The organism is Streptomyces sp. NPDC104096 (genome assembly GCF_055584385.1).
This window is the reverse complement of the sequence record NZ_JBVJMD010000028.1, coordinates 84,617-109,084: the sequence shown is the minus strand read 5'-3', so window position 1 is coordinate 109,084 and position 24,468 is coordinate 84,617. Positions and strand designations below refer to the sequence as shown.

Below are 24,468 nucleotides of genomic sequence, written 5' to 3'. Positions count from 1 at the left end.
GACCTGGAACGCCGCCCTGGAGACCGGCGGCGTCCTGGTCTCGGACAAGATCAAGCTGCACTTCGACATCTCGGCGATCAAGAACGCCTGACGCGCGGTGCGTCACGGCCCGTCCTGTGCCGGCCGGGTGTCCCCGGAGCCCCGCTCCCGCCTGCGCCGGGAGCGGGGAGGCGGGGCGGCTTGTCCGGGCGGTCTCCCGCCAATATGGTTGAAAAATGAAATAGTGGGCGCGAGAATCAGTCTCCTGAGGACATGAGGGCCGGAAGCATGGCAGAACCGGTGAGCTTCAGCACGCTGAACCTTCCCGAGGCCCAGCGCGTCGCTCTGTGGGAGCAGCACAACGCCACAGCGCTGATCGGACTGCGGTGCCGCTCCCTGGGGGAAGTGCCGCTGGACGCCACGGAGATCAATCTGCAGCTGCCCCGGATCCATGTCGCGCGGGTCATCGGCAGCCCGCACATCGTGGAGCGCCCTTCGGCGGTGATCCGACGCATGCCGTCCGAGGCGATGGCCTGCTATCTGAACCTGGCGGACGAGGCGTTCTTCTATCACGACGACGGAGTTCAACTGCTCCGCCCGGGACAGCTGATCGTCTGTGACGCCGACCGGCCCTTCGTCCGGGGCTTCTCCGGGGGCCTGGAGGAGCTGGCGGTCAAGATCCCCCGTTCGGTGTGGCAGGACATCGGGGGACCAAAGACGCTGGACCGGCCCGTCGTCCTCGACGTGAACGACGGCTCTGTCCAGGCGAAGACGTTCGCACGACTGGCCGGCCAGGCCCTGCGTCCCGGGGCTGCCGACACCGTCGACGAGAACACCCTGCTCGAACTGCTCAGCAGTATCGTGACCGGCCGCCTGCCCGCGCTCGCCTCGGTCCACCTGGCGGTCGCCAAGGTGTACATCGACCGGCATCTGGGGGAGGCCGGCCTGTCCGCGCGGAGCATCGCCCGCGGTGTGGGCATCAGCGAGCGGCATCTGTCACGGGTGTTCTCCGCGAGCGGTTCGAGCGTGCCCCGGCACCTGCTCGGCCGCCGGCTCGAACTGGCCCACGCCCTGCTGGCCGGGGGAGGGGAGACGACGGTCGCCGAGACCGCGGTCCGCTGCGGCTTCGGCTCGGTCACCCACTTCTCCCACCGGTTCAGGGAACGCTACGGGGTGCGGGCATCGGACGTCCTGCGCGAGGCCCGTACGCAGACGTGACCCCGGCCCCGCGCAGCGGGCGGGGCCGGCGTCGTGTCTCAGGTGCCGTCCGGTGCCAGCACGATGTCGAAGCGCACCCGGGACCAGGGCCGGCCCTGAAGATCGCGTCCGTCGGGCGTCGGCGTGCCGGGCGGCTGGGTGTCGAAATCCTTGACGAGGGATTCCTTCACCCCGAACACGGCGTCGCGGTCCAGCAGCTCGTCACCGCGGACGAAGATGTGGGTCACCAGAGTGCGCAGACCGGGGGCACCGACCATGAAGTGCAGGTGCGACGCCCGCATCGGTGAGCGGCCCGTGGCCGCGAGGAGTGCTCCGACCGGCCCGTCGTGGGGGATCGGATACGGCGTCGGGGTCAGCGCCCAGAAGCGGTAGCCGCCGTCGGCGTCGCTGAACAGGTGCGCCCGGGCCGCGAGCCGGTCGTCGCCGTACTGCGTGTCGTAGAAGCCGTCCTCGTCGGCCTCCCACACCTCGATCCGCGCCCCGGCCACGGGTTTCCCGTCGGCGTCGGTGACGGTGCCCTCCACCCAGCACGGCTCTCCGGCGGCGCCGAAGGAGCAATCGCCGCCCTGGGCGATCTCGGGGCTGTTGTCGACGAAGAACGGCCCGAAGACGGTGGCCTCGGTGGCGCCGCCGTACGCCTCGTTGTTCACGGCGACCGTCTGCATGGACACACCGAGGACGTCGGAGAGCAGGATGAACTCCTGACGCCGTTCGTCGGTGATGTGCCCGGCCCGGGTGAGGAACTCGATCCCCTCGTTCCACTCCGCCTCGGTCAGGCGCACGTCCCGCACGAACGCGTGCAGGTGGTGGACCAGGGACTGGAGGACCTGGCGCAGTCGTGGATCGGTGCAGGACTCGAAGGACTGCATCACCTGGCGGACGACGTCGGCTTCGCGGTCCTGCTGCTGGACCGGGACGGCTGCGTCGGGTGTGTGCGTCATCGGGGGTCGGCTCCTTCCCAGGCGGCCTCGATCAGCGCTGTGACGGCCTGTGGTGTGACGGGTCGCGGGTTGCCCGCCGGAGCGGCGGCGACGACTGCCTCGGCCGCCCGGGCGATGCCGTCCGACGGCATCCCGAGGTCCCGCAGGGAGCGGGGCGCACGCAGCCGGTCGCGCAGCCGGGCCAGTCCCTCGTCGGCGGTGGGGGCGTCGAGGGCGACGGCGAGGCGCTGCCCGGTCTCCGGGACGAAGGGGGTGTTGAAGGCGAGGACATGGGCCAGGACGACGGCGTGCGTCTGGGCGTGCGGCAGGTTGAACATGCCGCCCAGGACGTGGCAGATCTTGTGGTGCAGTCCGGAGCCGGCGGAGGCGAAGGCCGCGGCCGCCAGGTAGGCGCCGTAGAGCGCCTGTTCCCGGCCCTCCAGTCCGTCCGGCCGCGCCACCACCCGCGGCAGGCCGGCGCGCAGTGCCCGGACGCCTTCGACGGCCAGGGCCTGGTTGAGGGGGTCGGTCCGCGGGGCCCACAGCGAGTCCACGCAGTGCGCCAGCGCGTTCAGTCCGGAGGCGACACTCAGCTCCACGGGCAGTCCGAGCGTCAGCGCAGCGTCGTAGACGACGGTGCGCGGAAGGACCTTGGGGTCGGTGCCGGTGCTCTTGACGGAACCCTCGGTCAGCCCCCACATCGGGGTCGCCTCGGAGCCCGCGTAGGTGGTGGGGACGGCGACGATCGGCAGTCCGGTGCTCAGCGCGACCGCCTTGGCGAGCCCGGTCGCGGAGCCGCCGCCGATGCTGACCAGAACGTCGGCCCCGTGGGATGCGGCCACGGCGCGTGCGCGCTCCGCGGTCTCGACGGGGACGTGCATGGTGACGTCGTCGTGGCGGACCGCGACCGGCAGACCGGCGGTGATGCGTTCCGCGAGGTCCTTCTGCGACGGGGCCGCGATGACCATCACCCGCTCGCCGCCGAGCAGACCGATCTCGGCGGCAAGACTCTCCGCCGCGGCGCCGGAGGCGAAACGCACCCGCTGGGGCAGGGTGTCGTGGACGAAACGCATCAGTGCTCCTCCCTTCCCAGGACCGACAGCAGCGCACGCCGCAGCCGCGTCTCAGGATCGTCGGGCAGACTCGTCGCCCGCCAGGCGATGTGCTTGTCGGGCCGCACCAGCAGCACACCGCTCTCGTCGGTCTCGCGCAGCTCGGCCCAGTCGTAGTAGAGGTCGCTCACATCGCGGCCCGGGCCGATGACGACGCAGGTGAGCGGGATGCCCAGCTCCTCGCCGACCTTCGCGGCCGCGTCCTTCCACGCCTCGCCCGCGATGCCGGTCAGCAGCGTCCAGCGGTCGTAGGGTGCCAGGTCCATGAGGGCGTGGCGGTGCGTGCTGTCGCCGACCCAGGCGTGCGGCAGGTGCGCGCCGGGGACGGTGGACATCTCGTAGTAGAGGTCGGCGTCACGGGCCGGGGCGGGGAGCTCGCTGCCGTCCGGGGCGACGGCCGCGGAGGTGTAGTGCTGGCCGAGTTCGACGCCGTGCGCGTTGAACTCGTAGTTCTTCAGCTCCATCGCGCGCACCAGCGCGGCCCTCTTGGCCGCACCGGCCGGAGTGTTGGCCTTGCGCTCCTCGATCGCGGCCGCCATCTCGGCCTCGCCCTTCGCGTCGAGCACGCCGAGCGCCGCGAAGATGTCGACGAACTCCCGGCTGGACTTGTTGGCCCGCTTGACGATCCGCTCCGCGACCGGTGCGCGTTCGGCGCTGTAGGTGTCCAGGAGCGAGGGGGCCGCGTGCCCCTCGAGGACGGCCGCGATCTTCCACGCGAGGTTGTAGGAGTCCTGGACGGAGGTGTTGGAGCCCAGGCCGTTGCTCGGCGGGTGACGGTGGACGGCGTCGCCGGCGCAGAACACCCGCCCCTGGTGCAGCCGGGTCGCGTACATCTCGTTGTTGCCCCACAGGCTGGTGCCGGTGATCTCCACCTCCAGGTCGGGGACACCGAGGAGGTTCCGCACGATCTGCACGGCGGCGGCCTCGTCGACGACCGGGGGTTCCTCGGCGATGTCGTAGCCCCACACGATCAGCCATTCGTTCCACGGGCGCACCATGCGTACGAGCCCGGCGCCGATGCCGCCGACGTTCGAGCCCGGCTGGATCACCCAGTACAGGACCGAGGGCCGGTGCGCGACGTACGGGGTGATGTCGGCCTTGAACGTGATGTTCATCGATCCGGCGATGTCCATGGCGCCCTCGAAGGGCAGTCCGATGTCCGCGGCGACCCTGGAGCGGGCGCCGTCGGCTCCGATCAGGTACTTGGCGCGGATGTCGTACTCCTGACCGGTGAGCCGGTCCAGTACGCGCACGGTGACGCCGTCGGCGTCCTGGGTGTGGGAGAGGTACTCGGTGGAGAACCGGGTCTGGGCGCCGCGCTGCGCCGCGTTGCGGACCAGGATCGGCTCGAGGTACGTCTGCGGGATGTCGACGGTGAGGCAGGGGGACGCCAGGCGGTAGTCGCCCTCCCGGTCGGGACGGGTGCCCCAGGTGCGGATCCGGCCGATCTCCTCGCCGACGATGCTGGTGCAGAACACGGTGTCGCCGACCAGGGAGTGTTCGGTGGCGTCGGCGAGCACCTGCGTCTCTATGCCGAGGTCGCGGAAGACCTCCATCGTGCGCTGGTTGGTGATGTGGGCGCGGGGCGTGTTGGCCGTCCACCGGTACTTCGTGATCATGACGGTGTCGACGCCGAGCGTCGCCAGCATGAGTGCGGCGCTGGCCCCTGCGGGACCTGAGCCCACGACCACGACGTCCGTGGTCAAGGTGGAGCCGGCGGGCAGCCCGGTCTCCGGTGTCCCATCGCTGAATGCGGGCATCGTGGTGCGGCCTTTCGTGAATCCGGCGGCGTTGTCGGAGAGGCAAGTGTGAAACCGGGCGGTTCCATGCGGAACAGACCGCTCCGAGGTTGGCGGTTCCGCCGACATGTGGCGGAAATACGAAAGAGACCGCACCAGGGGCGGCACGCCCGGCACGGGGCGTGATCAGCCGTTCCGGCGCAAGATCGTCGACCTCGTCGAAGCGGCCGACCGATCCGGCTCGGCGACGAGAGTCCTGGTGTGAGTTGTCGAGTCAGTCGCCCGGGGGAAGCCTCGGGTCGGCGTGCGTGCTTCTCCACTGGCTGAGCAGGCGGCGTGTGGAGGCGGTCGTCGGGTTGCCGGGGCCGAGCGCGCGCTCCATGGCGTCGACGACCGCGGCCAGTTCGTCGACTGCGGCGGCCGCGTCCGCGGGTGTGGCGTCGGCCCGTTCGTGGCGCAGGATCGTCAGGGAACTGCGCGCGATGAGGGTGATGTCGCTGTCGGGGCCGACGTTCTCGGTCGCTGTGGTGACGACGTCGCCGAAGGCTGCCTCGGCCTCGTCGGTGCGGCCGTCCTGGGAGAGCCATTCGGCACGGCAGTAGAGCGCGGCCAGTGTGTCGGGGTGCCCGGGCCCCAGGACCCGGGTGAGTTCCTTGATCAGGTCCGCCGACGCGGTGAGCCGGTCCGGCAGGCCACCGAGCGCACCCCGTATCTGGAGATTCAGGCTCCGGGCCGAGAGGGTGTCGGGGTGATCCGGCCCCAGCACGCGGACCAGGTCCGGCAGCGCACGCTCCAGGCGGTGCACCGCCAGGCCCGCCTGCCCCTGCTGCAGTGCCATCGCCGCCGACATCACCCGGGCGCGCAGCACTTCGGGGTGATCCCCACCGAGCCGCCACTGTGCCACGGCGATCGGGAAGGGAATCTCGCGGTGCGCCATACGCACGAGTGTGATGATCGCGCCCGCGGCCACGCAGAGGTGCACCCAGAGCAGCGTCCCGATCGGCACGAACAAGGCGCCCACCACGGAGACCACGAGGCCGCCCAGAGGCCAGCGCCATGCACTGGACAGTCGCCGCACCCGCTGCACCCGCTCCACACGCCCCATGCGGACATCATGGCGGGCCCGGTGATCGAAAGGGAAGACCTCAAGTCCTCTGCTCCGCAAGCTCGTTGGGCAAGGCGTCGGCGAGTGCGCGCGGGCTCCGCCGTGCTGGTGTCGAGTTCGAGGTTCGACGCCTTGAACCCCACACGGCGTGAGGATGCATCGTTGTTCCATGACTGCTTGTGCAACCTGGAAGGTGGGCCGTCCTGCCGAGGCCGGCGGCTGACCGTACGGACGCCGAACCACTGGGACACCATCGGTCTGCTCGGCCCCTCCCGGCGCACCACGGGAGGGCACAGGGAATACACCGGGCTGTATCAGGTGCTCGCGCTCCGCGGTCCGGGGCCGGCCCTGGACACCATCGCCGCCTGCCCCGAGGCCGGGGCCGACCGGACGCGTCTGGTCCGGGACCACTTGGCCGGTGTGCAGGCGTCAATGGCTGCTCTCGTGTCCTGAGCAACTGGTGCGCCCGAGTGATGAGCTGTCGGCACGTCAAGTTCCGACAGCCGCCGCGCTGCTCGATGCGCTACGGGCGATGGGCGGCGCCGGTCCGGACGGTGAGCGTGTGCTGGACCGCCGCTTGGATGCCGATCAGATCGAGGTCCTGCGCACTCGTACCGCTGCCCCGGGGCCCGCGATGCGCTATCTGCTCGACGTCGAGCGGCCCGAGTTGTACCGCAGAGCCGGACGGCTCCGCGCGGCCGGAATTCCTCCCGCTGATCCGGCGGTTCGCCGACCGGTGGCCCGCATGGATGAGCTGAGCGCGTTGTCCACCGGCGGCGATGCCGACATCGCCGCCGGTGCAAGGGCCGCCTGGTACGACGGTCCAGCCGCCGTGTCCGGAGCCCGACCCAGCAGCCGGCTGGGCACTACCTCCAAGCCCGGCCCTTTGGGGCCGGGTCAAGTTGACGACAGGATCTCGATGTACCCGTCCGAGCCGTGCACGCGGATGCGCTGCCCGTCCCGGATCAGCCGGGTGGCCCCCTCCACGCCCACGACGGCCGGCAGGCCGTACTCGCGGGCGATGACCGCCCCGTGGGTCATCAGACCGCCCACCTCCGTCACCAGGCCCGCGACGGCGACGAACAGCGGTGACCAGCTGGGGTCCGTGAAGGGCGTGACCAGGATGTCGCCCGCCTCGAGATCGGCCTCCGCCATGTCGAGGATGACGCGGGCCCTGCCTTCGACCGTCCCGGCGGAGACGGGCAGGCCGATCAGGGCGCCGTCCGGCACGTCGTCGCGCCGGTAGGCCCCGGTGACGGCCTCACCGTCCGAGGTCAGCACCCGGGGCGGCGTGAGCGCGTGGTACGAGCGGAACTCCTCCTTGCGCTGCCGTACGAGCCGGTCGTCCACCCGGTCCGTGCGTACGACGTCGTGGAACTCCTGGAACGAGAGGTAGAAGACGTCCTCCGGCTCGGCGAGCACACCGGCCCGCACGAGCCGCGCGGCCTCCTCCAGCAGAGCCCGCTTGTAGAGGAAGGTACGGCAGACGATGCCGTACTTCGGATACTCCCGGTATCCGGCGAACGCCCTGACCTGGTCGATCATCCGCTTGGTCGCGTCGGCCCTCCGGTCCCCGTCCGGCAGGGCCCGCAGCCGCGCCAGCACCTCCGCTTCCTTCTGCGCGGCCTTTCGCCGTCCCTGCTCGAAACGCCGCTCGGCCGCGCCCGGCTCGAAGTTCCTGACGTTGTCGAGGATCACGGGCACGAGCGTGGTGGGGTGCTCGCTCCACCGCGGCCTCGTGATGTCGATCTCGCCGACGCAGCGCATTCCGTACCGGTCGAGGTAGCCCTCGATGGCGTCGCGCGCCTCCGTCCCGCCCTCGAACTTCACCAGGTCGTCCAGGAAGTCCTCGTCCTCGACGCGAACGCCCCGCAGGAACGCCACCACCTCGGTGTGCGGTCGGATCACGTCCGCGACGTCGAGCAGTTCCAGTCCCATCTCCGACGTGATGTTGTCCGGTGCGGACAGCGTCAGCGTGTCAGCCGCGTTCTTCTCGCCCAGCCACTCCCACAGCTTGTCGTTGAGCCACCAGGTGGCCTCCATGCCTGCCATGATCGCCTGCATGTTCAGCGGATCACCGAGGACCCGCTTGTGCTCCTCGAAGGCCTCCAGCAGGAAGTCGAACAGCGCCGGTCCCGTCTTCGACCGGATGTCGCGTTCCAGGGCCGCGACCGAGGCCCGGCTGCGTTCGACGAGCTCGGAGACGATCGCCGGATCGGCCTCGGGCGGGGTGGACACGTCGTCGACCGGCTGTGCGCCGGGGTCCGCCTCCAGGGGTGAGGGGACGAATTCCTCGTGACCGAGGACCGTTTCCAGGGCGTCCCGCACCAGCGGATCTCCCCGGCCCATGACCTCCAGCAGGGCGGCGCGGCTTGCGGGCGAGGCCAGACGCGGGGCGACGTCGACGAACAGTCTCCCGCCGGCCTCGTGCATCGCCACCATGGCCGTCAGCCGCCACATGGACAGGCCCAGCGGCTTCATGGGGTCGGTCATCATCTGCTGATGACCGACCGAGACGTACACGTGCGTCTCCTGGTCCGTGCTCTCGGGGACGGGGAACAGCGTCGTGATCGGCCGGCTCTGCACGATCCGGAAACCGTCGTCCGCCAGACACCATTCGATGTCCTGCGGACGCCCGAAGTGCGCCTCGATCCGCCGCCCGAGCCGTACGAGCCGGACGACCTGAGCATCCGTCAGCGCCGGCCGCTCCTGCCGTTGCGCCTCGACGGTCACCTCTCGCGTACCCCCGGCCGGAACGGCCTGCACGGCGAGCTGCTTGGCCGAGATCGTCCTGGCGACGACTTCGCCGTCGCGCACCTTGAAGACGTCCGGGTTCACCAGACCCGAGACCAGGGCCTCGCCGAGGCCGAAGCCGGCGTCCACGGTGGAGACCTTCCGGTCGCCGGTGACGGGGTCGGCCGTGAACAGGATCCCGGACGCTTCGGGGAAGACCATCCGCTGTACGACCACCGCCATGTGGACCGTACGGTCGTCGATGCCGTTGCGCCGGCGGTAGGTCACGGCCCGCTCCGTGAACAGCGAGGCCCAGCACCGGCTGACGTGCCGGAGGATCTCCGTCGCCCCCACGACGTTCAGGTACGTGTCCTGCTGCCCGGCGAAGGAGGCCGTGGGCAGGTCCTCCGCCGTCGCGCTGGACCGGACGGCGTACGCGGACCGTTCACCGAACCGGGCGAGTGCGCCGGTGATCTCCGCCGCGAGATCACCGGGTACGGCGATCTCCTCGATGGCCCGGCGGATCTGCGCGCTGAGCGTCCGGATCGTCTCCCGGTCGTCCGGGGCCACGCGGGACAACCCGTCGATCAGGCCGTCGATCGACGGCGCCGCCGCCATGATCCGCCGAAAGGCGTCCGTCGTCACGCAGAAGCCGTCCGGCACGCCGGCGTCCTCGATCCGCGCCAGCCCGCCCAACTGCGCGCCCTTGCCGCCGACGACCGCGACCTGCGTCTCGTCGACCTCGTGAAGATCTCGTACGTACTGCCCGTACTGTCCGTACTGCTCGGTCACCGTGACACCTCCCGGGCAGCGGCGATCCGCCGTACCACGATGGCCGATCGGCTCACCGGCGCCTCCCGCCTTGTCGAACCTCTTGTCGAGCACGTCCTCATCCCTGATTGCCTTCCCGCCGACTACTCGTCCGGCCGCTCCGCCACTCGGGCGGCACACACGCCCGCACCGGCGCGGATCGCGGCGCAGGCCGACGATTGTGCGCCGAGACCAGGGCCTTGCGGCAAGCCCCCCAGTGCGCTATAAGTTAAGAGAGGCAAGGAGAGGACTCTCCTTGCCTTTGCCATGTGCGGTCCCGACCGGCCGGCAGCTCTCGCGCAGGTCTCTCGCGCGGAGCGAGGGCGTACGGCAAGCGAATACGCGTCGTCGGACTCAGGCCACGAGCAGGCGGAGCCCGAGCTCTGCCGCTGGAGGTTCTCCGTGTCAGCGGCCACGCACGGTGCCGCGCCCGTGGGACGCTCGGCCCGCATCGTGTCGTGTCTGCTGGTTCCGTTCCCCCTGAGGACCGTCGTCGTTGCGCTGCCCAGGACTTTTGTGAGGCACTTCGTGGGACATCTGTACTGCGGTGTTCGTGCTTCTCGGCACTGCACCACGCCTGTCGGCCTCCGTAGGCTTGCCGCATGTTCAAATCTCACAAATCAGGACCGGACGACGCCTGGGAAGGCATCGTCGAGGACAAGTCGCGGGGCATGCTCGACGGCGCGAACATGTATCACTTCGTCAAGGTGCGGCGTGCGGACGGCCAGTTCACGAAGGTGCGCATCGACCGTGGGCTGTGGAAGTCGATCGCGGTCGGCGATCGCATCGTCAAGGAGCCTGGTGGCGGCCCGGCCAAGGCGTGACCCCGGGGCGCTGGACGGAGAACGTCCCGCAGCGCTTCCGGTCGGCGCCCACAGGCCACTCGGCGTCATGAGCCGTCGAGCAGAGCCGTACGAGGTGCGACGTAAGCGGGGCCGGCCCGTGTCGGGCAGGCCCCGCAACCGGCCGCTGCGGGTCGGTCAGAGGTGGTCGACCGGTGTCGGAGTGGGCGCGGTTCGTGTGCTGCTGCGGTACGTGGAGACGCCCAGCGCCAGCAGCCAGTAGCTGAGGAGGGCTCCCATCAGGGCGGTGGTGCCCCAGCCGTTGGCGGCGTAGAAGTGCGCGGGGGTGTTGCCGAAGAACAGGGAGGGCACGAAGGCGAGGTTGACGCCGGCGAGGGCGTAGGCCGACCGGCCGGTCCACCGGGGCAGCAGCTTCGTGCGCGAGAGGGTGTGGCCCACCGCGGTCAGGAACAGCGCCAGCATCAGGCGGGAGATGGATCCGTAGAGGATGTAGGTGCCGCTGACCTCGATCGTCGGGTCGATCGGGTGGTCGGCGGCGATGACCGCGCCCGCTTCCAGACCGCTGGAGACCAGTGTGATCGTCGCGTACACCAACCCAGCTGCGAAGGCGATCGTCGCCGCCCACTCGTACGCCGGGTTCGCCTGTTTGACCAGTTCCCGCAAGGCGGTCACGAACACGACCAGGCAGGCGAGAGCGACGATCCCGATCAGCAGTCGGCTCAGCACGTTCGCGTCCGGCGGTGGACCCGAGTAGACGAAGTACAGGGGCACTTCGACGATGAAGGCGGCCGCGGCGGCGATGCCGGTGACGCCGGTCAGACGTCGTGCGAAGGTTTCGGTCATGGGTGTCCCCCGTGGGTGTGTGGATGCCTGCCGGCTCGTGCGCCGACGCAATGCATCCTGCCCGCCGAGGTGTCCGCCGTCGCTGGGCCTGAACACCGAAGACGAGGTGGTTCCGGCACCACCACCGCGGGAGTCACTCCGGCGGGTACCCGGCCGGCCGGCCAACCATGGGTTCCGGAAACGGTGTTCAGGAACGATGACCGTCCCGGCCTCGGCAGCGGTTCTCCCTCTCACCCGGGGTCATCGTCGCTGCCGCACGGCGCCCGGCCCCCGTCCGCCGATGCGCCGTGTCGACAACGCCGCGGGTCACTGCACCTGGTCGTCCGGGGCCGGGGAGCCGGGCTTCGGTTCGGGGGTGGGCTCGGTGCCGGTGACGATGCGGTGGATCGTCTCCAGCGGCAGCTTCGGTGAACCGTCCGGGTAGAGGAGGCCGTTGGTCTCCTGGGCGGTGTCCATGAACTGTGTGTAGCAGAAGCCCGCGACGATCGGGCTCTTGTGCAGCACCCCGAAGATGTCGCCGAGCAGGGCGGCGTACTGCGTGCCGGAACTGGTGCGCGTGTAGGAGAACTCGTCCTCCTCGGCGCCCACGGACAGACCGCCGAACTCGGTGACCATCAGCGGGGCTTCACCGGTGCGGAAGCGCTCCGTCTGGCGTGCGTCGAGGGAGAGGACGCGTCCGGCGGGGCCCGGTGAGGCGAGCAGTGCCTCGAATCCTTCGGTGCCGCCGTAGCGCCGGGTGAGCAGTTCGGGGTCCGAGGAGTAGTCGTGCACGCCCATGATGTCGCTGTCGGTGTGCTCCCAGCCCTCGTTGGACATGACCGGTCGGGTCGGGTCGAGGGCGCGGGTCAGGTTGGCGAGGGCGACCGTGTAGGCCCGCTGCGCCGGGTCGTTCGCCATGTCGGAGCAGCCCCAGCTCTCGTTGACCGGGACCCAGGTGACGATCGAGGGGTGGCTGCGGTCGCGCCGCACCATGTCAAGCCATTCGCGGGTGAGCAGTTCCACGGCCTCGGTGCCGTACTCGTACGCGGCTCCGGTCTCGCCCCACACCAGCAGGCCGAGCCGGTCGGCCCAGTACAGGAAGCGCGGGTCCTCGGCCTTCTGGTGGATGCGGACGGCGTTGAAGCCCATCGCCTTGATGAGTTCGACCTCGCGGCGCAGTTCGGCGGTGCCGGAGTTGGCGATCAGGGTGTCGGGGCGGTAGCCCTGGTTGAGGACCGAACGCACGTAGTAGGGGCGGTCGTTGAGCAGGAAGGCACCCCGGCCGACGCCGGCGCTGCGCAGGCCGACGTAGCTGTCGACGGTGTCGAGCACCTCGGAGGTGGCGGCGTCGCGGACGGTGACCCGGGCGTCGATCAGCGTGGGCCGCTCGGGGCTCCACAGCAGGTCCTCGCGGTCGATGCCGTTGCGCAGGGCGGGGACGACGAGGTCGATGCGGCTGCGGGGAGTGCGGACCGGGGTGGCGGACTCGGCGAGGGTCTCGCCGTCGTGGCTCAGGACGATCTCGACGGTCACCGGGGCGGCCGGCACCGCGGCGAGGGTGATCTCGGCCTCGACGCCGCGCGCCGGGTCGGGGATCCAGGCCAGGTCGGTGAGGTGCTGGGCGGCGACGGTCTCGGTCCACACGGTCTGCCAGATGCCGGTGGTGCGCTCGTACCAGACCGCGTGCGGCCGGTCCTGCCAGTCCTGCTTGCCGCGCGGCTGGGCCAGGTCGGCCGGGTCGTCCTCGGCGCGCACGACGAGCACGTGCTCGGTGGCGCCGGGGCGCAGTGCGTCGGTCACGTCGGCGGTGAACGGTGTCTGGCCGCCCGCGTGCTCGGCCACCAGGCGGCCGTCCAGCCAGACCCTGGCCCGGTGGTCGACGGCTCCGAAGTGCACCAGTGCCCGGTCGCCGCCGCTGACGGCGAGGACGTGGTGGGGGATGCGGCGGCGGTACCAGACCACCGCGTGCGGCGTGGTCTCGCCGATGCCGGAGGCGGGGGCCTCGGGCGGGAACGGGACAGTGATCTCCCGGTCGAACGCGCCTGGCGCCTCCTCGGAGAACCACGCGTCGCGCTCGCCCTCGCGGGCGTCGTCGTACCCGAACTCCCAGACGCCGTCGAGGCTGTGCCACCGCTCCCGGCGCAGGATCGGCCTCGGATACGTCCCGTCCTGCTCGCTCGCCCTCACGGATCCTCCTCCTGCCCTTTTCCGGAATTCCCGGCATGGGCGCGTTTCTACGATCGAAGCCCTGTCATCATGAGTGATCGTTTGCATCGATGCAAGACCTTGATGGGATGGGACGATGAGTCGGGGCTCCGCGGTGCGGCAGACTCTGAGATCCTGTCGGCCGCCCGATCGGGGCCACCCGGCCGTCTCCGAGTGCCGACACGACGGGAAGGAGGCCCCAGTGGCCAGAGTGCGGATGCGGGACGTGGCCGAGCACGCCGGAGTGTCGGTGCGCACGGTGTCGAACGTGGTCAGCGGCTACTCGCACGTCAGCCCCGACACCCGCGCCAAGGTGCAGCGCTCGCTCGACGAGCTGGGCTACCGCATGGACTACCTGGCCCGCGGCCTGCGCTCGGGCCGCACCGGCTTCATCGCGCTGGCGGTGCCGTTCGTCGCCGAGCCCTACTTCGCCGAGCTGGCCCAGGCCGTCATCCGGGCCGCCGGCCGGCGCGGCATCACGGTCCTCGTCGAGTCGACCGCGGGCGACAGCGAGGTGGAGCGGCGGATCATCGAGGGCGGTCTGACCAATGTCGCCGACGGGGTGCTGCTGAGCGCCCTGGCCCTGCCGGCGAGTGACGTCGCCGCCAAGAAGCCGGACTTTCCGCTGGTCATGCTGGGTGAGCACAGTGTCGGTGACCAGTTCCCGCGGGTCGGCATCGACAATGTGGCCGCGGCCCGCACGGCGGTCGAGCACCTGCTGGAGCAGGGCTGCCGCTGGATCGTCGCGCTCGGCCGCAACGGCAGCGAGAACGGCCGCCAGCGCACCGAGGGGTACGAGCAGGCGATGTCCGCGGCCCGGGTGCGGCGGGTGAACTGGCTGGTCGTACCGGTCGACGACTGGACCAGGGACCAGGGCTACGCGGCCGTGCGGGAGCTGCTGGAGGGCGACGGTCCGCTGCCCGACGCCATCTTCGCCTTCAACGACGCGCTTGCCGTGGGCGCGCTGCGGGCCCTGGACGCGTCCGGGGTGCGGGTGCCCGAGCAGGTCGCCGTCGTCGGGATCGACGCCATCCAGGAGTCGGCCTACACCCACCCGCCGCTCACCTCGATCGCCCCCGACCTCGACGCCATCGCCGAGCGCGCGCTGGCCCTGCTGGAGGAGCAGATCCAGTCCCGCGCGGCCTCCGAGGAGGTCGCTTCGAGCGAGGAAGCGCAGGCGGGAGCGGTGGCGGCGGCGCCCCAGGAACCCACGCCGTACCGGCTGGTCGTACGGGAATCCTCGCGCCGCGAGACCGTGCGGGAGTGAGCCGGGGTCCGGCGCGGGCGATGTGACGCCGGTCGCGGCGGGCGACGGCACGGCGGGTGCAGGGTGGGTGCGGCGACGCGTCGCGCCGGGCGCGCACGCGTCCTGACGATGCCCGTTCTGTGAAGGTGTGAGGTGGTGTGGTCCGAGCTCCGGCCGGTGCGGCGCGGTACGTGCGCGGCCCCGGAACCACGCCCTGTGCCGTGGTGAGCGGGACCGGACGGGGTGCGGCAGGGGCTGGGCGGGGTCGCGGCAACAGCCTGGCGGACTTCTTCCCGACGATCTATTGCATCGTTGCAAAACGTGTGCGAGGGTCTGCGCCATCGAGTTCACATCGATTTAACGAGGTGAATACCCCTATGAGCGGAGCGATGGCGCGCCGGCGGTTTCTTGCCCTCGGTGGTGGCCTTGCCCTGACCGGAGGGCTCGCGGCGTGTTCCTCCCCGCTCGCGTCCGGCCTCACGGGCTCGCAGCCGAACACGGCGGATGTCGTCTTCTGGAACCTCTTCACCGGTGGTGACGGCGCCAACATGGTGCTGATGGAGAAGGCGTTCCAGAAGGCCAACCCGGGAACGACGGTCGACGCGACCATCCTGGGCTGGGGCAATCCGTACTACACGAAGCTGGCACTGGCCACCGCGAGCGGCACCCCGCCGGACGTCGGCATCACCCATCTCTCGCGGCTTCCGCTGCTGGCCGCCTCCGGCCTGCTGCAGCCGGTCGAGGACACCCCGCTCGGGGAGCTGGGTGTCACCGAGGACAAGTTCACCCCGGCGGCCTGGAAGAAGGCCACCGTGGACGGAAAGGTGTACGCGGTCCCGCTGGACACGCACCCCTTCGTCCTCTATTACAACGTCGACATCGCCCGCAAGGCGGGCCTGCTGAACTCCGCCGGCGACGGACTCGTGGCCCTCAAGGGCAAGGAGGACTTCGTCGCCGCGGTGAAGGCGATGAAGGACGCGGGCGGCGCCCAGTACGGCGCGGTCATGTCGATCACCGCCGACCCCTCCACGGCCTGGCGCTTCTTCAGCATGGTCTACTCCGGCCTGGCCGGCCCGATCGTCACCGACTCCGGCACGAAGATCGCCATCGACGACGAGGCGATGCAGGAGACGGTCGCCTTCATGCAGAGCCTGACCGGCCCGAACCTGATGCCGAAGAACCTCACCGGTGCCGGCGCCAACGCCCTCTTCAGCACGGGCAAGGCCGGCTTCCTCTTCGACGGCGAGTGGCAGATCCCGTCGTACCGGTCGGTCAAGAACCTGAAGTTCGACGTCGTGCCGTTCCCGGCGCTGCTCGGCGACAAGCCGGTGGCGTACGCCGACTCGCACGCGCTGATCCTGCCGCGCAACGACCGCGGCGACGCGACCCGCACCCGCAACGCGTCGAAGTTCGTCAAGAGCCTGCTCGACAGCAGCGCCGTGTGGGCCGAGGGCGGCCACATCCCCGCCTGGCTGCCGACGCAGAAGAGCAAGGCGTTCCTCGACCTGGCGCCCCAGCGCAACTACGTGGACGCCGCCTTCAACGCCCAGTACGACCCGGTCGCCTGGTACACCGGCGCCGGCTCGGACTTCCAGGGCGTCATCGGCGGAACGGTCATCGAGGCGCTCGCCGGGCGGATCTCGCCCAAGGGCATGGCGGGCGCGATGCGCTCCGCCCTCAAGCGGTACACCACGTCCCGACCGCCGGTCACGATGAAGTAGGAGGCAGTCACCATGACGACCGTCGTCTCGACGCGACCGGCACCCGCCGCAGCACCCACGGCACTCGCCGCCGACCGGCCCACCCCCTCCGAACGCCGGGCGGGCCGGCTGCTCTCCGCCCCCTTCCTCGTCGTCTACCTGCTGTTCCTCGTCGGCCCGCTGCTCGTCGGCGTGGTGCTGAGCTTCTTCAACACCACCACCGTCAAGAGCGGCCTCGGGGACTTCGTCGGCCTGTCGAACTACCGCGAGGTGCTCACCGACTCCCTCTTCTGGGAGAGCCTGTGGCACTCGGTGCTCTTCACCCTGCTGACCACACCACCGCTGGTGATCCTCGCCCTGGCCGTCGCCATCCTGGCCTCGCGCATACGCCGCGGCCGGCTCTTCTACCGCATCGCGTTCTTCGTGCCGTACGTCGTGCCGTCCTCCGTGGTCACCCTGGTCTTCCTGTGGATGTACACCCCGCAGATCGGCCTCATACCCAAGGTGTTCGACGCCGTCGGACTGCCCGTGCCGGACTTCATCGGCAGCACCTCGGGCGGCTGGACCGCCGTCGTGCTGATGACCGTGTGGTGGACGTTCGGCTTCAACTTCGTCCTCTACACCGCCGCGATCCAGGACGTCCCCGCCGACGTCTACGAAGCGGCCGCGATCGACGGCGCGAGCCCCTGGCAGCAGATCCGCCACATCACGATCCCGCTGCTCGGCAGGACCACCAGTCTGGTGCTGATCCTGCAGATCCTCGCCTCGCTGAAGGTCTTCGACCAGATCTACCAGCTGCTCGGCGGCGGACCGAACCAATCGACCCGGCCGGTCATCGAGTACATCTACGACACCGGCTTCACCGCCTACCGGGGTGGCTACGGCGCTGCCGCCACCATGGTGTATTTCGTCATCATCGTCGCGATCTCGGCGGCCTGGTACGGGCTGCGGCGCCGTCGCGCGACCAGCAGCGCGGCCTGAGCGGAGGACCCATGACCACCATCACCCAGCCGCAGCTCGCCGAACCGACCGGCGCGGTCAACGGCGCCAGACTCTTCAACCGGCTCTGCGCCGTGTGCCTGACCCTGTTCGCGCTGATCTGGCTGGTGCCCTTCGTCTGGGCGCTGATCACCTCGCTGCGCGACGACGCCGCCATCACCCAGAGCCCCACGTCGATCTTCGACGGCGGCTGGTCGCTGAAGGCGTACTCGACCGCCTGGGACAACCACCCGATCGGCACCTGGTACCTCAACAGCCTGGTGATCTCGGTGCTCGCCGTGATCTTCACCGTGGCCTTCTGCTCGATGGCCGGATTCGCCCTGGCCTTCCTGCGCTTCCGCGGCCGTGCCCTGGTCATGGCCGTCGTCACGGCCGGCCTGATGCTGCCGACCGAGGCGCTGGTGCTGCCCCAGTTCATCGAGTACCGGTCGTTCCACCTGCTCGGCACGTTCTGGGCCCTGGTCCTGCCGTCGGTCGCGGCACCGATCTCGGTGTTCGTCTTCCACTCCTTCTTCCGCGGCATCCCCACGGCGCTGATCGAGGCGGCCCGTATCGACGGCGCGAGCTGGTGGCGGGTCTACGCCGGCGTCTGCATGCCGATCTGCCGTCCCGCGGTGTCCACGGTCGCGATCCTGACCTTCATCAGCTCCTGGAACTCCTTCCTTTGGCCGCTGCTGGTCCTGAGCCAGACCAGGTCCCAGACCATCCCGGTGGGCCTCGCCTCCCTCGTGGACCCCACCAGCCCCCAGTACGCCGAGATCATGGCCTCCTCCGTCCTCGGCTTCATCCCGCTCATCGCGGTCTTCCTGGTCTTCCAGCGACAGATCGTCCAGGGAATCGCCACGACCGGCATCAAGTGACCGGTCCTGCCCCACCCCGCCGCCGCGGCGGTGCCACAGCCCACCCCGGGAGACCGGAACGGGTGACGGCACCGCCGCGGCGGCGTTCGGAGGAGGACTTCCGGGAAGAGTCGCCGCGCACTGTCGATCCGGCAACACCTCGTTCGACGTCCTGATGTGGGGCCCGTCGCCGTACGGGGCACGGGCCAGGACCAGAACGAGGAAACATGGCGGATCAGCTGCTGAGAGTGATGAACTTCTGCGTCTCGCGGGACGGGATCGCCTGCGGTCCCGGAGGGGACCAGAGCCTGGAGGAACCCTTCGGCCTTCCCCGTCCCGAACGACTGTTCTCCTGGGCCGGCGCCACGGCCAGCTGGCCCAACCGGACCGACCCCGGCGGCAGCCGCGGCCTCGACGACTACTTCACCCGGGACTTCCCCCGCAACATCGGCGCCGAGATCATGGGACGCAACAAGTTCGGCCCCCAGCGCGGGCCCTGGCAGGACCACGACTGGCAGGGCTGGTGGGGCGACGAGCCCCCGTTCCGCACCCCCGTGTTCGTCATGACCCACCACGGCCGCCCGTCGATCACGCTCTCCGACACCACCTTCCACTTCGTCGAGGGCACCCCGGAAAAGATTCTCGAACAGGCGAAGGAGGCTGCACAGGGCCAGGACGTCCGGCTCGGCGGCGGGGTCACCACCGTCCGCCAGTTCCTGGACGCCGACCTCGTCGACACCCTGCACGTGGCGGTCGCACCGGTGGAACTCGGCTCCGGGCTCCCGCTCTGGGACTCACCCGGCGAACTGGAGGACCGGTTCCAGCACGAGGCCGTGCCCAGCGCGAGCGGCGTCGTGCACCACCTCTACTGGCGGAGGTGACCGGAGCGCACCGACCCGACCGGCCGGGCGGCCGCCGGTCAAGAGCCCGCCGGGGAGCTTGAGATGCCGTGGAGACCGGACGGACCATGAAGTCCACCGGTCCCCACCGCATCAGGAACGGACGAAGCGCTCGACCTTCAGCCGCTCAGCTGAAGACGAAGGGTCCCGGCGACTGGGCGGCGCTCGACGTACAGGTCACGGTGATGCCGAAGATGACCATCTTCAGCGAGCCCTTGTAGAAGTCCAGGCTGTCGCCGACGGCCACGGTCCCGGGGAGCGGACCGACGGTGACCGCCCCGCCGGCGGGCATGGCCGGGTTCACCGTTCCGCTGAAGACCCGGTTGGCGCCGGTGGAGTTGGTCATGGTGAGCGTGGAGTTGATGGAGTTCGCCGAGAGTGCCAGCGGGGTGGTGATGCCAGTGGAGCTGAGGGTGACGGTGGCCGAGGTGCCGCTGACCTGGGTCGCGGTCAGTGTGGCCGCGCCGCCGCCGAAGAGGCCGCAGCTCGCGGTGATGGTGGCCGAACCGGGGGTGACGGCCGCGGCCGCGGAGGGGGCGAAGGCCAGCGCCGTGGCGGCCAGGATTCCGGCCGTGAGTGCCGCACCTGAGGCTAATCGCTTCATGGGATCGAGCTTCCTTCCCGCTACGAGGGAATGCCATGTGGGAAGCGACCCCGTCCGGGTGGGTGCGGTCACACCGCGGGGCGCCGGATCTGACGGACCGTCGGATCCTGGGTCCCATTGATGCGCGAGCGGCACGGGCCCACAAGGTTGAAATCTGGCCGATCGTCTGAACCCCCTTACCACGGAACGCAGTTGTGCTAGCCGTGCCTCGATGAACGGCTGTGCCTCGGCGACGGTCACGGCAGTGCGCGCGGGCCCGGATCCGCCGGCCCGTCGAGTCCCGATGGTGAGAGTCATGGCCCGTGTCGCGTAGGCGACCTCGCCGGGCAGCGGCCGTCCGGTCCTGGGCGGCGCCACGAATTCGATGTGTGCCTCGTGGTGGCGCAGCATCTGCCGGACGCCCTTGCGCAGCCGTGCGTAGGCCTCGTGGGTCGGCTCCTCGGACAGTTCCTGATCGGTTCGCCGGCGGAGGAGCGCGGGGCGATCAGCGCGGCGCGGTCGTCCGTACGGCCGGTCCGGCGTCGACGGCGCTCTCGACATCGTCCGGGCGAGGATCAGCACGCGGGTCCGCACCCTTCGTGAACTCGCCCACTACCGTGGACCGGGCCGCCCCCTCGCCTGCTCGGTCTGGCAGGAGCCGGCTGGTGTCCCATCGAGTGCAACGCCATTGAATTCAGCCATGGGGCCCGGCGCCGACATGGGCCTTCCCCCGTGATGGTGGACACGCGTCTTTGATCACGCGGCGAGCGTGAGTTCAGTGACGCGGTGTCGGCGTTCGTATTCGTCGGGGCTGAGGTGGCCGTCGGCGGAGTGCCGACGGCGGGCGTTGTAGCGCGTCAGCCAGGCGAAGACCGTTCTTCTGCAGGTGGTGGCGTCGCCGTAGTCGCGGGCGCCTTGGAGGGTCTCGCGTTTCAGGGAGGCGTGAAAGCTTTTGCAGGCCACGTTGTCCGCGCTGGTGCCGACCACGCCCATGGACCTGGTGACCCCGAGTTGGTCGCAGAGGTCGGCGAAGGCCCTGGAGCCGTACTGGGCTCCGTGGTCGGAGTGGAACACGGCGCCGTCCGTGCGGCCGCGGGTCGAGGCTGCCATCCGCAGGGCGTCGGTGACCAGACCGGTGCGCATGTGGTCGACGATGGACCAGCCGACGACCTTGCGGCTGAAGCAGTCCAGCACGGTCGCGAGATAGAGGAACTTCCCGCCTGCGAGCGGGAGACAGGTGATGTCGCCCATGTATGTGCGCCCCGGCGCGGGGGCGGTGAAGTCCCGCTGGAACAGGTCTGGAGCCTGTGCGGCTGCCGGGGCCGGGACGGTGGTGCGCACGCGTCTGCGCAGGCGGATGCCGGTGATGGAGAACGTCCGCATGATCCGGGCGATGCGCTTTTCGTCGACCCGCCGTCCTTTCTCACGGAGCTCGGCCGTTATGCGCGGGGAGCCGTAGGCGCCGCCGGATTCGCCGTGGACCTCACGGATCTCCTCGGCCAGGATCTGGTCCTTGTACTGCCGGGCGGCACGGCCGGCATCTCGCCCGCGACCGACCGGACGACATGATGCAGCAGGTCGTCCCGGGACTCGAAGTACGTATGGAACGTCCCGTACGAGACGCCTGCCGCCTGTGCCACCGCTTCGGGACTGAACGCGGACCATCCCTGCTGCTCCAGGACCTCCCGCCCGGCACGGATCAGGCCGTCACGGGTACGCCGGCCACGCGTCGTGGTCGGCGGCGTCGGGGCCGGCTCGGTCCGCTCTCGCCCCATGCTTCGATCATCCCACTGCCGGAGGGGGCCTCTCCCTCAGGACCCAGCCGGGGGGAGGGCGGCCTGCCCCGCCCTGCCGGACACCCAGGCGTCATGCCCGCACTGCCGGTGATCGATCAGAGGCGGCCGTCGAGGAACCGCCGTGTCTCGGCGACAGTCATGAGTCCCGTACCGTGTGCCACCGCTTCTCCTCCCTTGAGCAGGACGCAGGACGGGGCACCGGTGATCTCGTACCGGCTGGTCGTCCGCGGGCAGCGCGTGATGTCGGTGCGGACGACCGTCAGACGGCCCGCGTACGCCTCGGCGATGTCACCCATGACGAGGTCCATCGCCCGCGAGGGCTCGATGGCCTTGGGCCATGCGCCGGTGAAGTAGGCGAGGACCGGGTCCGCACTCGTCCTGAGGATGAAATCGAACTCCGCGTCCTCACGCGGTTGGTGAACCCGCTTCACCATGGAAGCTCCTGACCTCGCGTTCCGTCATGTCATCCCCATCATCCGGTACGGGAGCAGCGCAGAGATCATCCGACGTCACGGCGTCAAGGCCGGTGACGGCTCATGGCGCCGACGGAGCGGTGCCGCAGCGCAGGCCTGAGATGCAGGCATTGCGATAGGAGGTCTCGTAGGCGCGTTCACCGGCGACCTTCGCGCCGCTCAGAATCCCGCAGATGACGACGACCGTCACGATCTGGGTGATGGTGATCACGTGTGCCTGACGGACCGCGCCCACGACCGAGGCGACCAGGGCGGCGACCGCCACGAACGCGCCCTCCCGCAGGTAGGGACCCGGCGGCACGCCGTAGTCCTGCGGATCGAACGACCAGTAGGTCGCGGCCCAGGACAGCCAGATCAGAGCAAGAGCTGCCGTCTCGACCACCGCCAGGGCCACGGCGATGGCCACGAGGCGACGCGTGCGCTCGGGATCCGCGTTCATGCGGCAAGAGTCACCCGCGCGGCACACGGTGTCATGAGTACCCGTACTCAGCCCCGGCCCTCCTCAGTGGAACTCGTGGACCACTTGGATCTCGCCGACGATGTGGGCGTTGAAGTCGTCCAGCTCCTCGGCCGGAACCCACAGCTCGAGGATCGTACGCCCGCCGGCCTGCTGGACGGGATACCTGCTCAAGTAATCCGACTCGACGTCAAAACGAGTGACGAAGCCGGCGCCATCGTGCTTCACGTTCCAGTCCCGTGCGATCTTGACCGCGTAGTCCTCGTTGAGGACCGGGTAGAAGATCGGCTGCTCGGGCAGCCGGGGCGGCCAGGCACGCCAGTTCAGCTCCCGAACCAGATCCAGCTCCTTGGGGCCGGTGGGGCGCCACAGGGTCGTCGTCGCTTGCTGGCTGGTCATCTGCATCGCTCACTGAATGTAGGCCGCCGGTACGGCGCGGGTCGGGAGACCGGACGATACCGGCGCCGCGAACTCGGCAGCTACGCAGTTTCCGCACCCTGGCCGGTTTCATGACGAGCGGTTACGTGACAGCCCTTGAGAGCAGTCCCGTATATGGCCGTGGGCGCGGTGCCAAATGCTGTGCGGATACTCGCGAGACTCCGACGCGGCGGCTGTGGCAGCCTGCCGCCATGCCGGAGCGATCACGTTCTGACTGGGGGAAGCGGCGTTCGGCGATGAGGCCGAAACCCGGACTTACACACCGAGGCAGTGAGGCCAGGTCCGCGTGTCCGGTTGAACCGTCTGGTGGCCGGGAGCCGTTGTGCGGTCGTGACCGGTCTCGGTGACCGGCCGTAGAGCCGGGGAGGATCCCCATGCCCACGTCGTCGTCCACGCCACCCGAGCCGTACGACCGGCCCGCCCCGTACGGTCGTGCGCGGCTCGGGCCGCGCGGTCTCATGAGCCGGCGCAGGACCGGGCCGGACGCGGAAGGCCCCGCGTCGCGCCCCGGACAGCGGGCACAGCCCGGCGCTCCTGCCCCGGAACTTCCCGCGGCTCCGCCGCCCGCCGCGCTGCTGCCACTGTTCCCGCTGCCTGCGGGGTTCGAGCCGGCCGGGGCTACCGGGGCGTGAGCCGCAGGGAGTTCAGCTTCTCCTCGATCTTCTCGGCGTCCGGATGATCGAACTCCGTGAAGATCGCGAGGGCTTGGCGCCAGCTGCCGCCGGCCGCCTCCGGGTCGCCCGCGGCCAGCTGGACGTCGCCGAAATGGCCCGGGGTGTGCCCCTCTCCCCACCGGTTGCCGATGTCCCGGTGGGTCGCGAGGGCCCGCTCGTAGTGGTCGACCGCGCGGTCAGGTGCGCCCAGCCGATGGTGGACCGTGCCGAGCACGTCGGGGGCGTCCCCCTCGACCCACCGGTTGCCGCCGGTGCGCAGGACGGTCAGCGCCTGCTCCAGGCAGCGGACGGCGCCGTCGTACCGGCCGAGTCGCTGGTAGGCGTCGCCCAGGTTGCTCAGCGCGATGCCCTCGCCCCAGATGTCGCCGACCTTCCGGTCCAGCGTCAGGCCCGGCGGCTGTACTCGACGGCCTTGGCGTACCGGCCGGCGTGCGGATAGGCGTCGCCCAGGTTGCCCACGGCCCGCAGCCTGCCCTCCGCGTCCCCGAGCTCCGGTAGATGGTCATGGCCCGGTGGTAGTGGTCGATCGCCTCGTCTCGGACTGATCAGCGGGTAGGCCGCGTCCGCGGTGTGCAGGTACCAGGACAGCAGCCGCTCCACCGCCGCTTCCCGGTCCCGCGGGCTCTCCTCGGCCTGGACACGCTCGGCGGCGTGCCCGCGCAGCAGGTCGTGCAGGGTGTAGCGGCCGGGAAAGTGCTCGGTGAATAGATGGGCGCGGGTCAGCTCGACGAGCGGGCCGCGGACCTCCCGTCGGGCAAGCCCGGCGAGGGCGGCCACGGCGGGTGTGGAGATGTCCGGGTCGGCGTGCAGACTCAGCAGCCGGAACAGGCGCGCGGCAGGCGCGGACAGGGCTTCGTACGACGATGAGAAGACGGTCCGCACGTCGATGCTGTCGTCGCCGGCGAACGCGTCGAGGCT

Annotated in this window: 21 protein-coding genes and 2 pseudogenes; 8 read left to right on the top strand and 15 right to left on the bottom strand. The window is 70.2% G+C overall.

Features of this window, described 5'->3' with window-relative positions; translation table 11 throughout:
* Both ACZ60B_RS26195 and ACZ60B_RS26190 read left to right on the top strand, forming a co-directional pair.
* A pseudogene (locus ACZ60B_RS26195) lies at positions 1-91 on the top strand (YceI family protein); the annotation flags it as partial.
* Positions 92-267: 176 nt separating this feature from the next.
* Positions 268-1,197: a helix-turn-helix domain-containing protein gene (locus ACZ60B_RS26190; RefSeq protein ID WP_469390957.1), complete on the top strand. Its 930-nt coding sequence runs from the start codon at positions 268-270 to the stop codon at positions 1,195-1,197.
* A gap of 38 nt (positions 1,198-1,235) precedes the next feature.
* Here the strand turns inward: ACZ60B_RS26190 and ACZ60B_RS26185 are convergent, their stop codons facing one another.
* The 5 genes from ACZ60B_RS26185 to rph all read right to left on the bottom strand — a co-directional run bounded on the left by ACZ60B_RS26185 (position 1,236) and on the right by rph (position 9,598).
* Positions 1,236-2,138 (bottom strand): intradiol ring-cleavage dioxygenase, encoded by a 903-nt coding sequence (locus ACZ60B_RS26185; RefSeq protein ID WP_469390955.1) that lies wholly within the window; start codon positions 2,136-2,138, stop codon positions 1,236-1,238.
* Positions 2,135-3,190, bottom strand: a complete 1,056-nt coding sequence (locus tag ACZ60B_RS26180; RefSeq protein ID WP_469390953.1) for a maleylacetate reductase — start codon at positions 3,188-3,190, stop codon at positions 2,135-2,137. Before ACZ60B_RS26180 ends, ACZ60B_RS26185 begins: the two co-directional genes overlap by 4 nt.
* On the bottom strand, positions 3,190-4,989 hold the full coding sequence (locus tag ACZ60B_RS26175) for an FAD-dependent oxidoreductase (protein WP_469390951.1): 1,800 nt from the start codon (positions 4,987-4,989) through the stop codon (positions 3,190-3,192). Before ACZ60B_RS26175 ends, ACZ60B_RS26180 begins: the two co-directional genes overlap by 1 nt.
* 253 nt (positions 4,990-5,242) lie before the next feature.
* Positions 5,243-6,073 (bottom strand): tetratricopeptide repeat protein, encoded by an 831-nt coding sequence (locus ACZ60B_RS26170; RefSeq protein WP_469390949.1) that lies wholly within the window; start codon positions 6,071-6,073, stop codon positions 5,243-5,245.
* Between the two features lie 897 nt (positions 6,074-6,970).
* A complete protein-coding gene (gene rph / locus ACZ60B_RS26165; protein WP_469390969.1) occupies positions 6,971-9,598 on the bottom strand; it encodes a rifamycin-inactivating phosphotransferase in 2,628 nt (875 codons plus the stop codon).
* A 620-nt stretch (positions 9,599-10,218) separates the two neighbouring features.
* Here rph and ACZ60B_RS26160 point away from each other — a divergent pair.
* Complete coding sequence (locus ACZ60B_RS26160; RefSeq protein WP_469390947.1) at positions 10,219-10,440, top strand: DUF7489 domain-containing protein; 222 nt, start codon at positions 10,219-10,221, stop codon at positions 10,438-10,440.
* Positions 10,441-10,596: 156 nt separating this feature from the next.
* Here the strand turns inward: ACZ60B_RS26160 and ACZ60B_RS26155 are convergent, their stop codons facing one another.
* Together ACZ60B_RS26155 and ACZ60B_RS26150 are read right to left on the bottom strand one after the other, a co-directional pair.
* Entirely contained in the window at positions 10,597-11,262 is a 666-nt protein-coding gene (locus ACZ60B_RS26155; RefSeq protein WP_469390945.1) for a hypothetical protein, read from the bottom strand.
* 306 nt (positions 11,263-11,568) lie between these two features.
* Positions 11,569-13,428 carry a glycoside hydrolase family 2 protein gene (locus ACZ60B_RS26150; RefSeq protein ID WP_469390943.1) on the bottom strand — a complete coding sequence of 620 codons (1,860 nt, stop codon included), beginning with the start codon at positions 13,426-13,428 and terminating at the stop codon, positions 11,569-11,571.
* A gap of 220 nt (positions 13,429-13,648) precedes the next feature.
* Between ACZ60B_RS26150 and ACZ60B_RS26145 the strand changes: the two genes are divergently transcribed.
* The 5 genes from ACZ60B_RS26145 (at position 13,649) to ACZ60B_RS26125 (ending at position 19,111) form a co-directional block, all read left to right on the top strand.
* Complete coding sequence (locus tag ACZ60B_RS26145; protein WP_469390941.1) at positions 13,649-14,713, top strand: LacI family DNA-binding transcriptional regulator; 1,065 nt, start codon at positions 13,649-13,651, stop codon at positions 14,711-14,713.
* A gap of 356 nt (positions 14,714-15,069) precedes the next feature.
* On the top strand, positions 15,070-16,413 hold the full coding sequence (locus tag ACZ60B_RS26140; RefSeq protein WP_469390939.1) for an extracellular solute-binding protein: 1,344 nt from the start codon (positions 15,070-15,072) through the stop codon (positions 16,411-16,413).
* Between the two features lie 12 nt (positions 16,414-16,425).
* The gene (locus ACZ60B_RS26135) at positions 16,426-17,373 is read left to right on the top strand and encodes a carbohydrate ABC transporter permease (RefSeq protein ID WP_469390937.1); all 948 of its coding nucleotides are present in this window, start codon (positions 16,426-16,428) and stop codon (positions 17,371-17,373) included.
* Between the two features lie 11 nt (positions 17,374-17,384).
* Positions 17,385-18,251 carry a carbohydrate ABC transporter permease gene (locus ACZ60B_RS26130; protein WP_469390935.1) on the top strand — a complete coding sequence of 289 codons (867 nt, stop codon included), beginning with the start codon at positions 17,385-17,387 and terminating at the stop codon, positions 18,249-18,251.
* Positions 18,252-18,457: 206 nt separating this feature from the next.
* Positions 18,458-19,111 carry a dihydrofolate reductase family protein gene (locus tag ACZ60B_RS26125; RefSeq protein WP_469390933.1) on the top strand — a complete coding sequence of 218 codons (654 nt, stop codon included), beginning with the start codon at positions 18,458-18,460 and terminating at the stop codon, positions 19,109-19,111.
* Between the two features lie 145 nt (positions 19,112-19,256).
* Here ACZ60B_RS26125 and ACZ60B_RS26120 read toward each other — a convergent pair whose 3' ends face one another.
* The 8 genes and pseudogenes from ACZ60B_RS26120 to ACZ60B_RS26085 form a co-directional block, all read right to left on the bottom strand.
* Positions 19,257-19,733, bottom strand: coding sequence for a hypothetical protein (locus tag ACZ60B_RS26120; protein WP_469390931.1), 477 nt, complete (start codon positions 19,731-19,733; stop codon positions 19,257-19,259).
* A gap of 735 nt (positions 19,734-20,468) precedes the next feature.
* A complete protein-coding gene (locus tag ACZ60B_RS26115; RefSeq protein WP_469390928.1) occupies positions 20,469-21,377 on the bottom strand; it encodes an IS3 family transposase in 909 nt (302 codons plus the stop codon).
* Positions 21,290-21,487, bottom strand: a pseudogene (locus ACZ60B_RS26110) (helix-turn-helix domain-containing protein); the annotation flags it as partial. The gene ACZ60B_RS26115 and the pseudogene ACZ60B_RS26110, both read right to left, overlap by 88 nt.
* A gap of 116 nt (positions 21,488-21,603) precedes the next feature.
* Complete coding sequence (locus tag ACZ60B_RS26105; RefSeq protein WP_469390926.1) at positions 21,604-21,942, bottom strand: thioredoxin family protein; 339 nt, start codon at positions 21,940-21,942, stop codon at positions 21,604-21,606.
* Between the two features lie 100 nt (positions 21,943-22,042).
* Positions 22,043-22,420: a DUF6234 family protein gene (locus tag ACZ60B_RS26100; RefSeq protein ID WP_469390924.1), complete on the bottom strand. Its 378-nt coding sequence runs from the start codon at positions 22,418-22,420 to the stop codon at positions 22,043-22,045.
* 63 nt (positions 22,421-22,483) lie between these two features.
* Positions 22,484-22,837 (bottom strand): hypothetical protein, encoded by a 354-nt coding sequence (locus ACZ60B_RS26095; protein ID WP_469390922.1) that lies wholly within the window; start codon positions 22,835-22,837, stop codon positions 22,484-22,486.
* A 657-nt stretch (positions 22,838-23,494) separates the two neighbouring features.
* Positions 23,495-23,881, bottom strand: coding sequence for a tetratricopeptide repeat protein (locus tag ACZ60B_RS26090; protein ID WP_469390967.1), 387 nt, complete (start codon positions 23,879-23,881; stop codon positions 23,495-23,497).
* A gap of 53 nt (positions 23,882-23,934) precedes the next feature.
* Complete coding sequence (locus tag ACZ60B_RS26085) at positions 23,935-24,432, bottom strand: hypothetical protein (protein ID WP_469390919.1); 498 nt, start codon at positions 24,430-24,432, stop codon at positions 23,935-23,937.
* Positions 24,433-24,468: the final 36 nt, after the last annotated feature.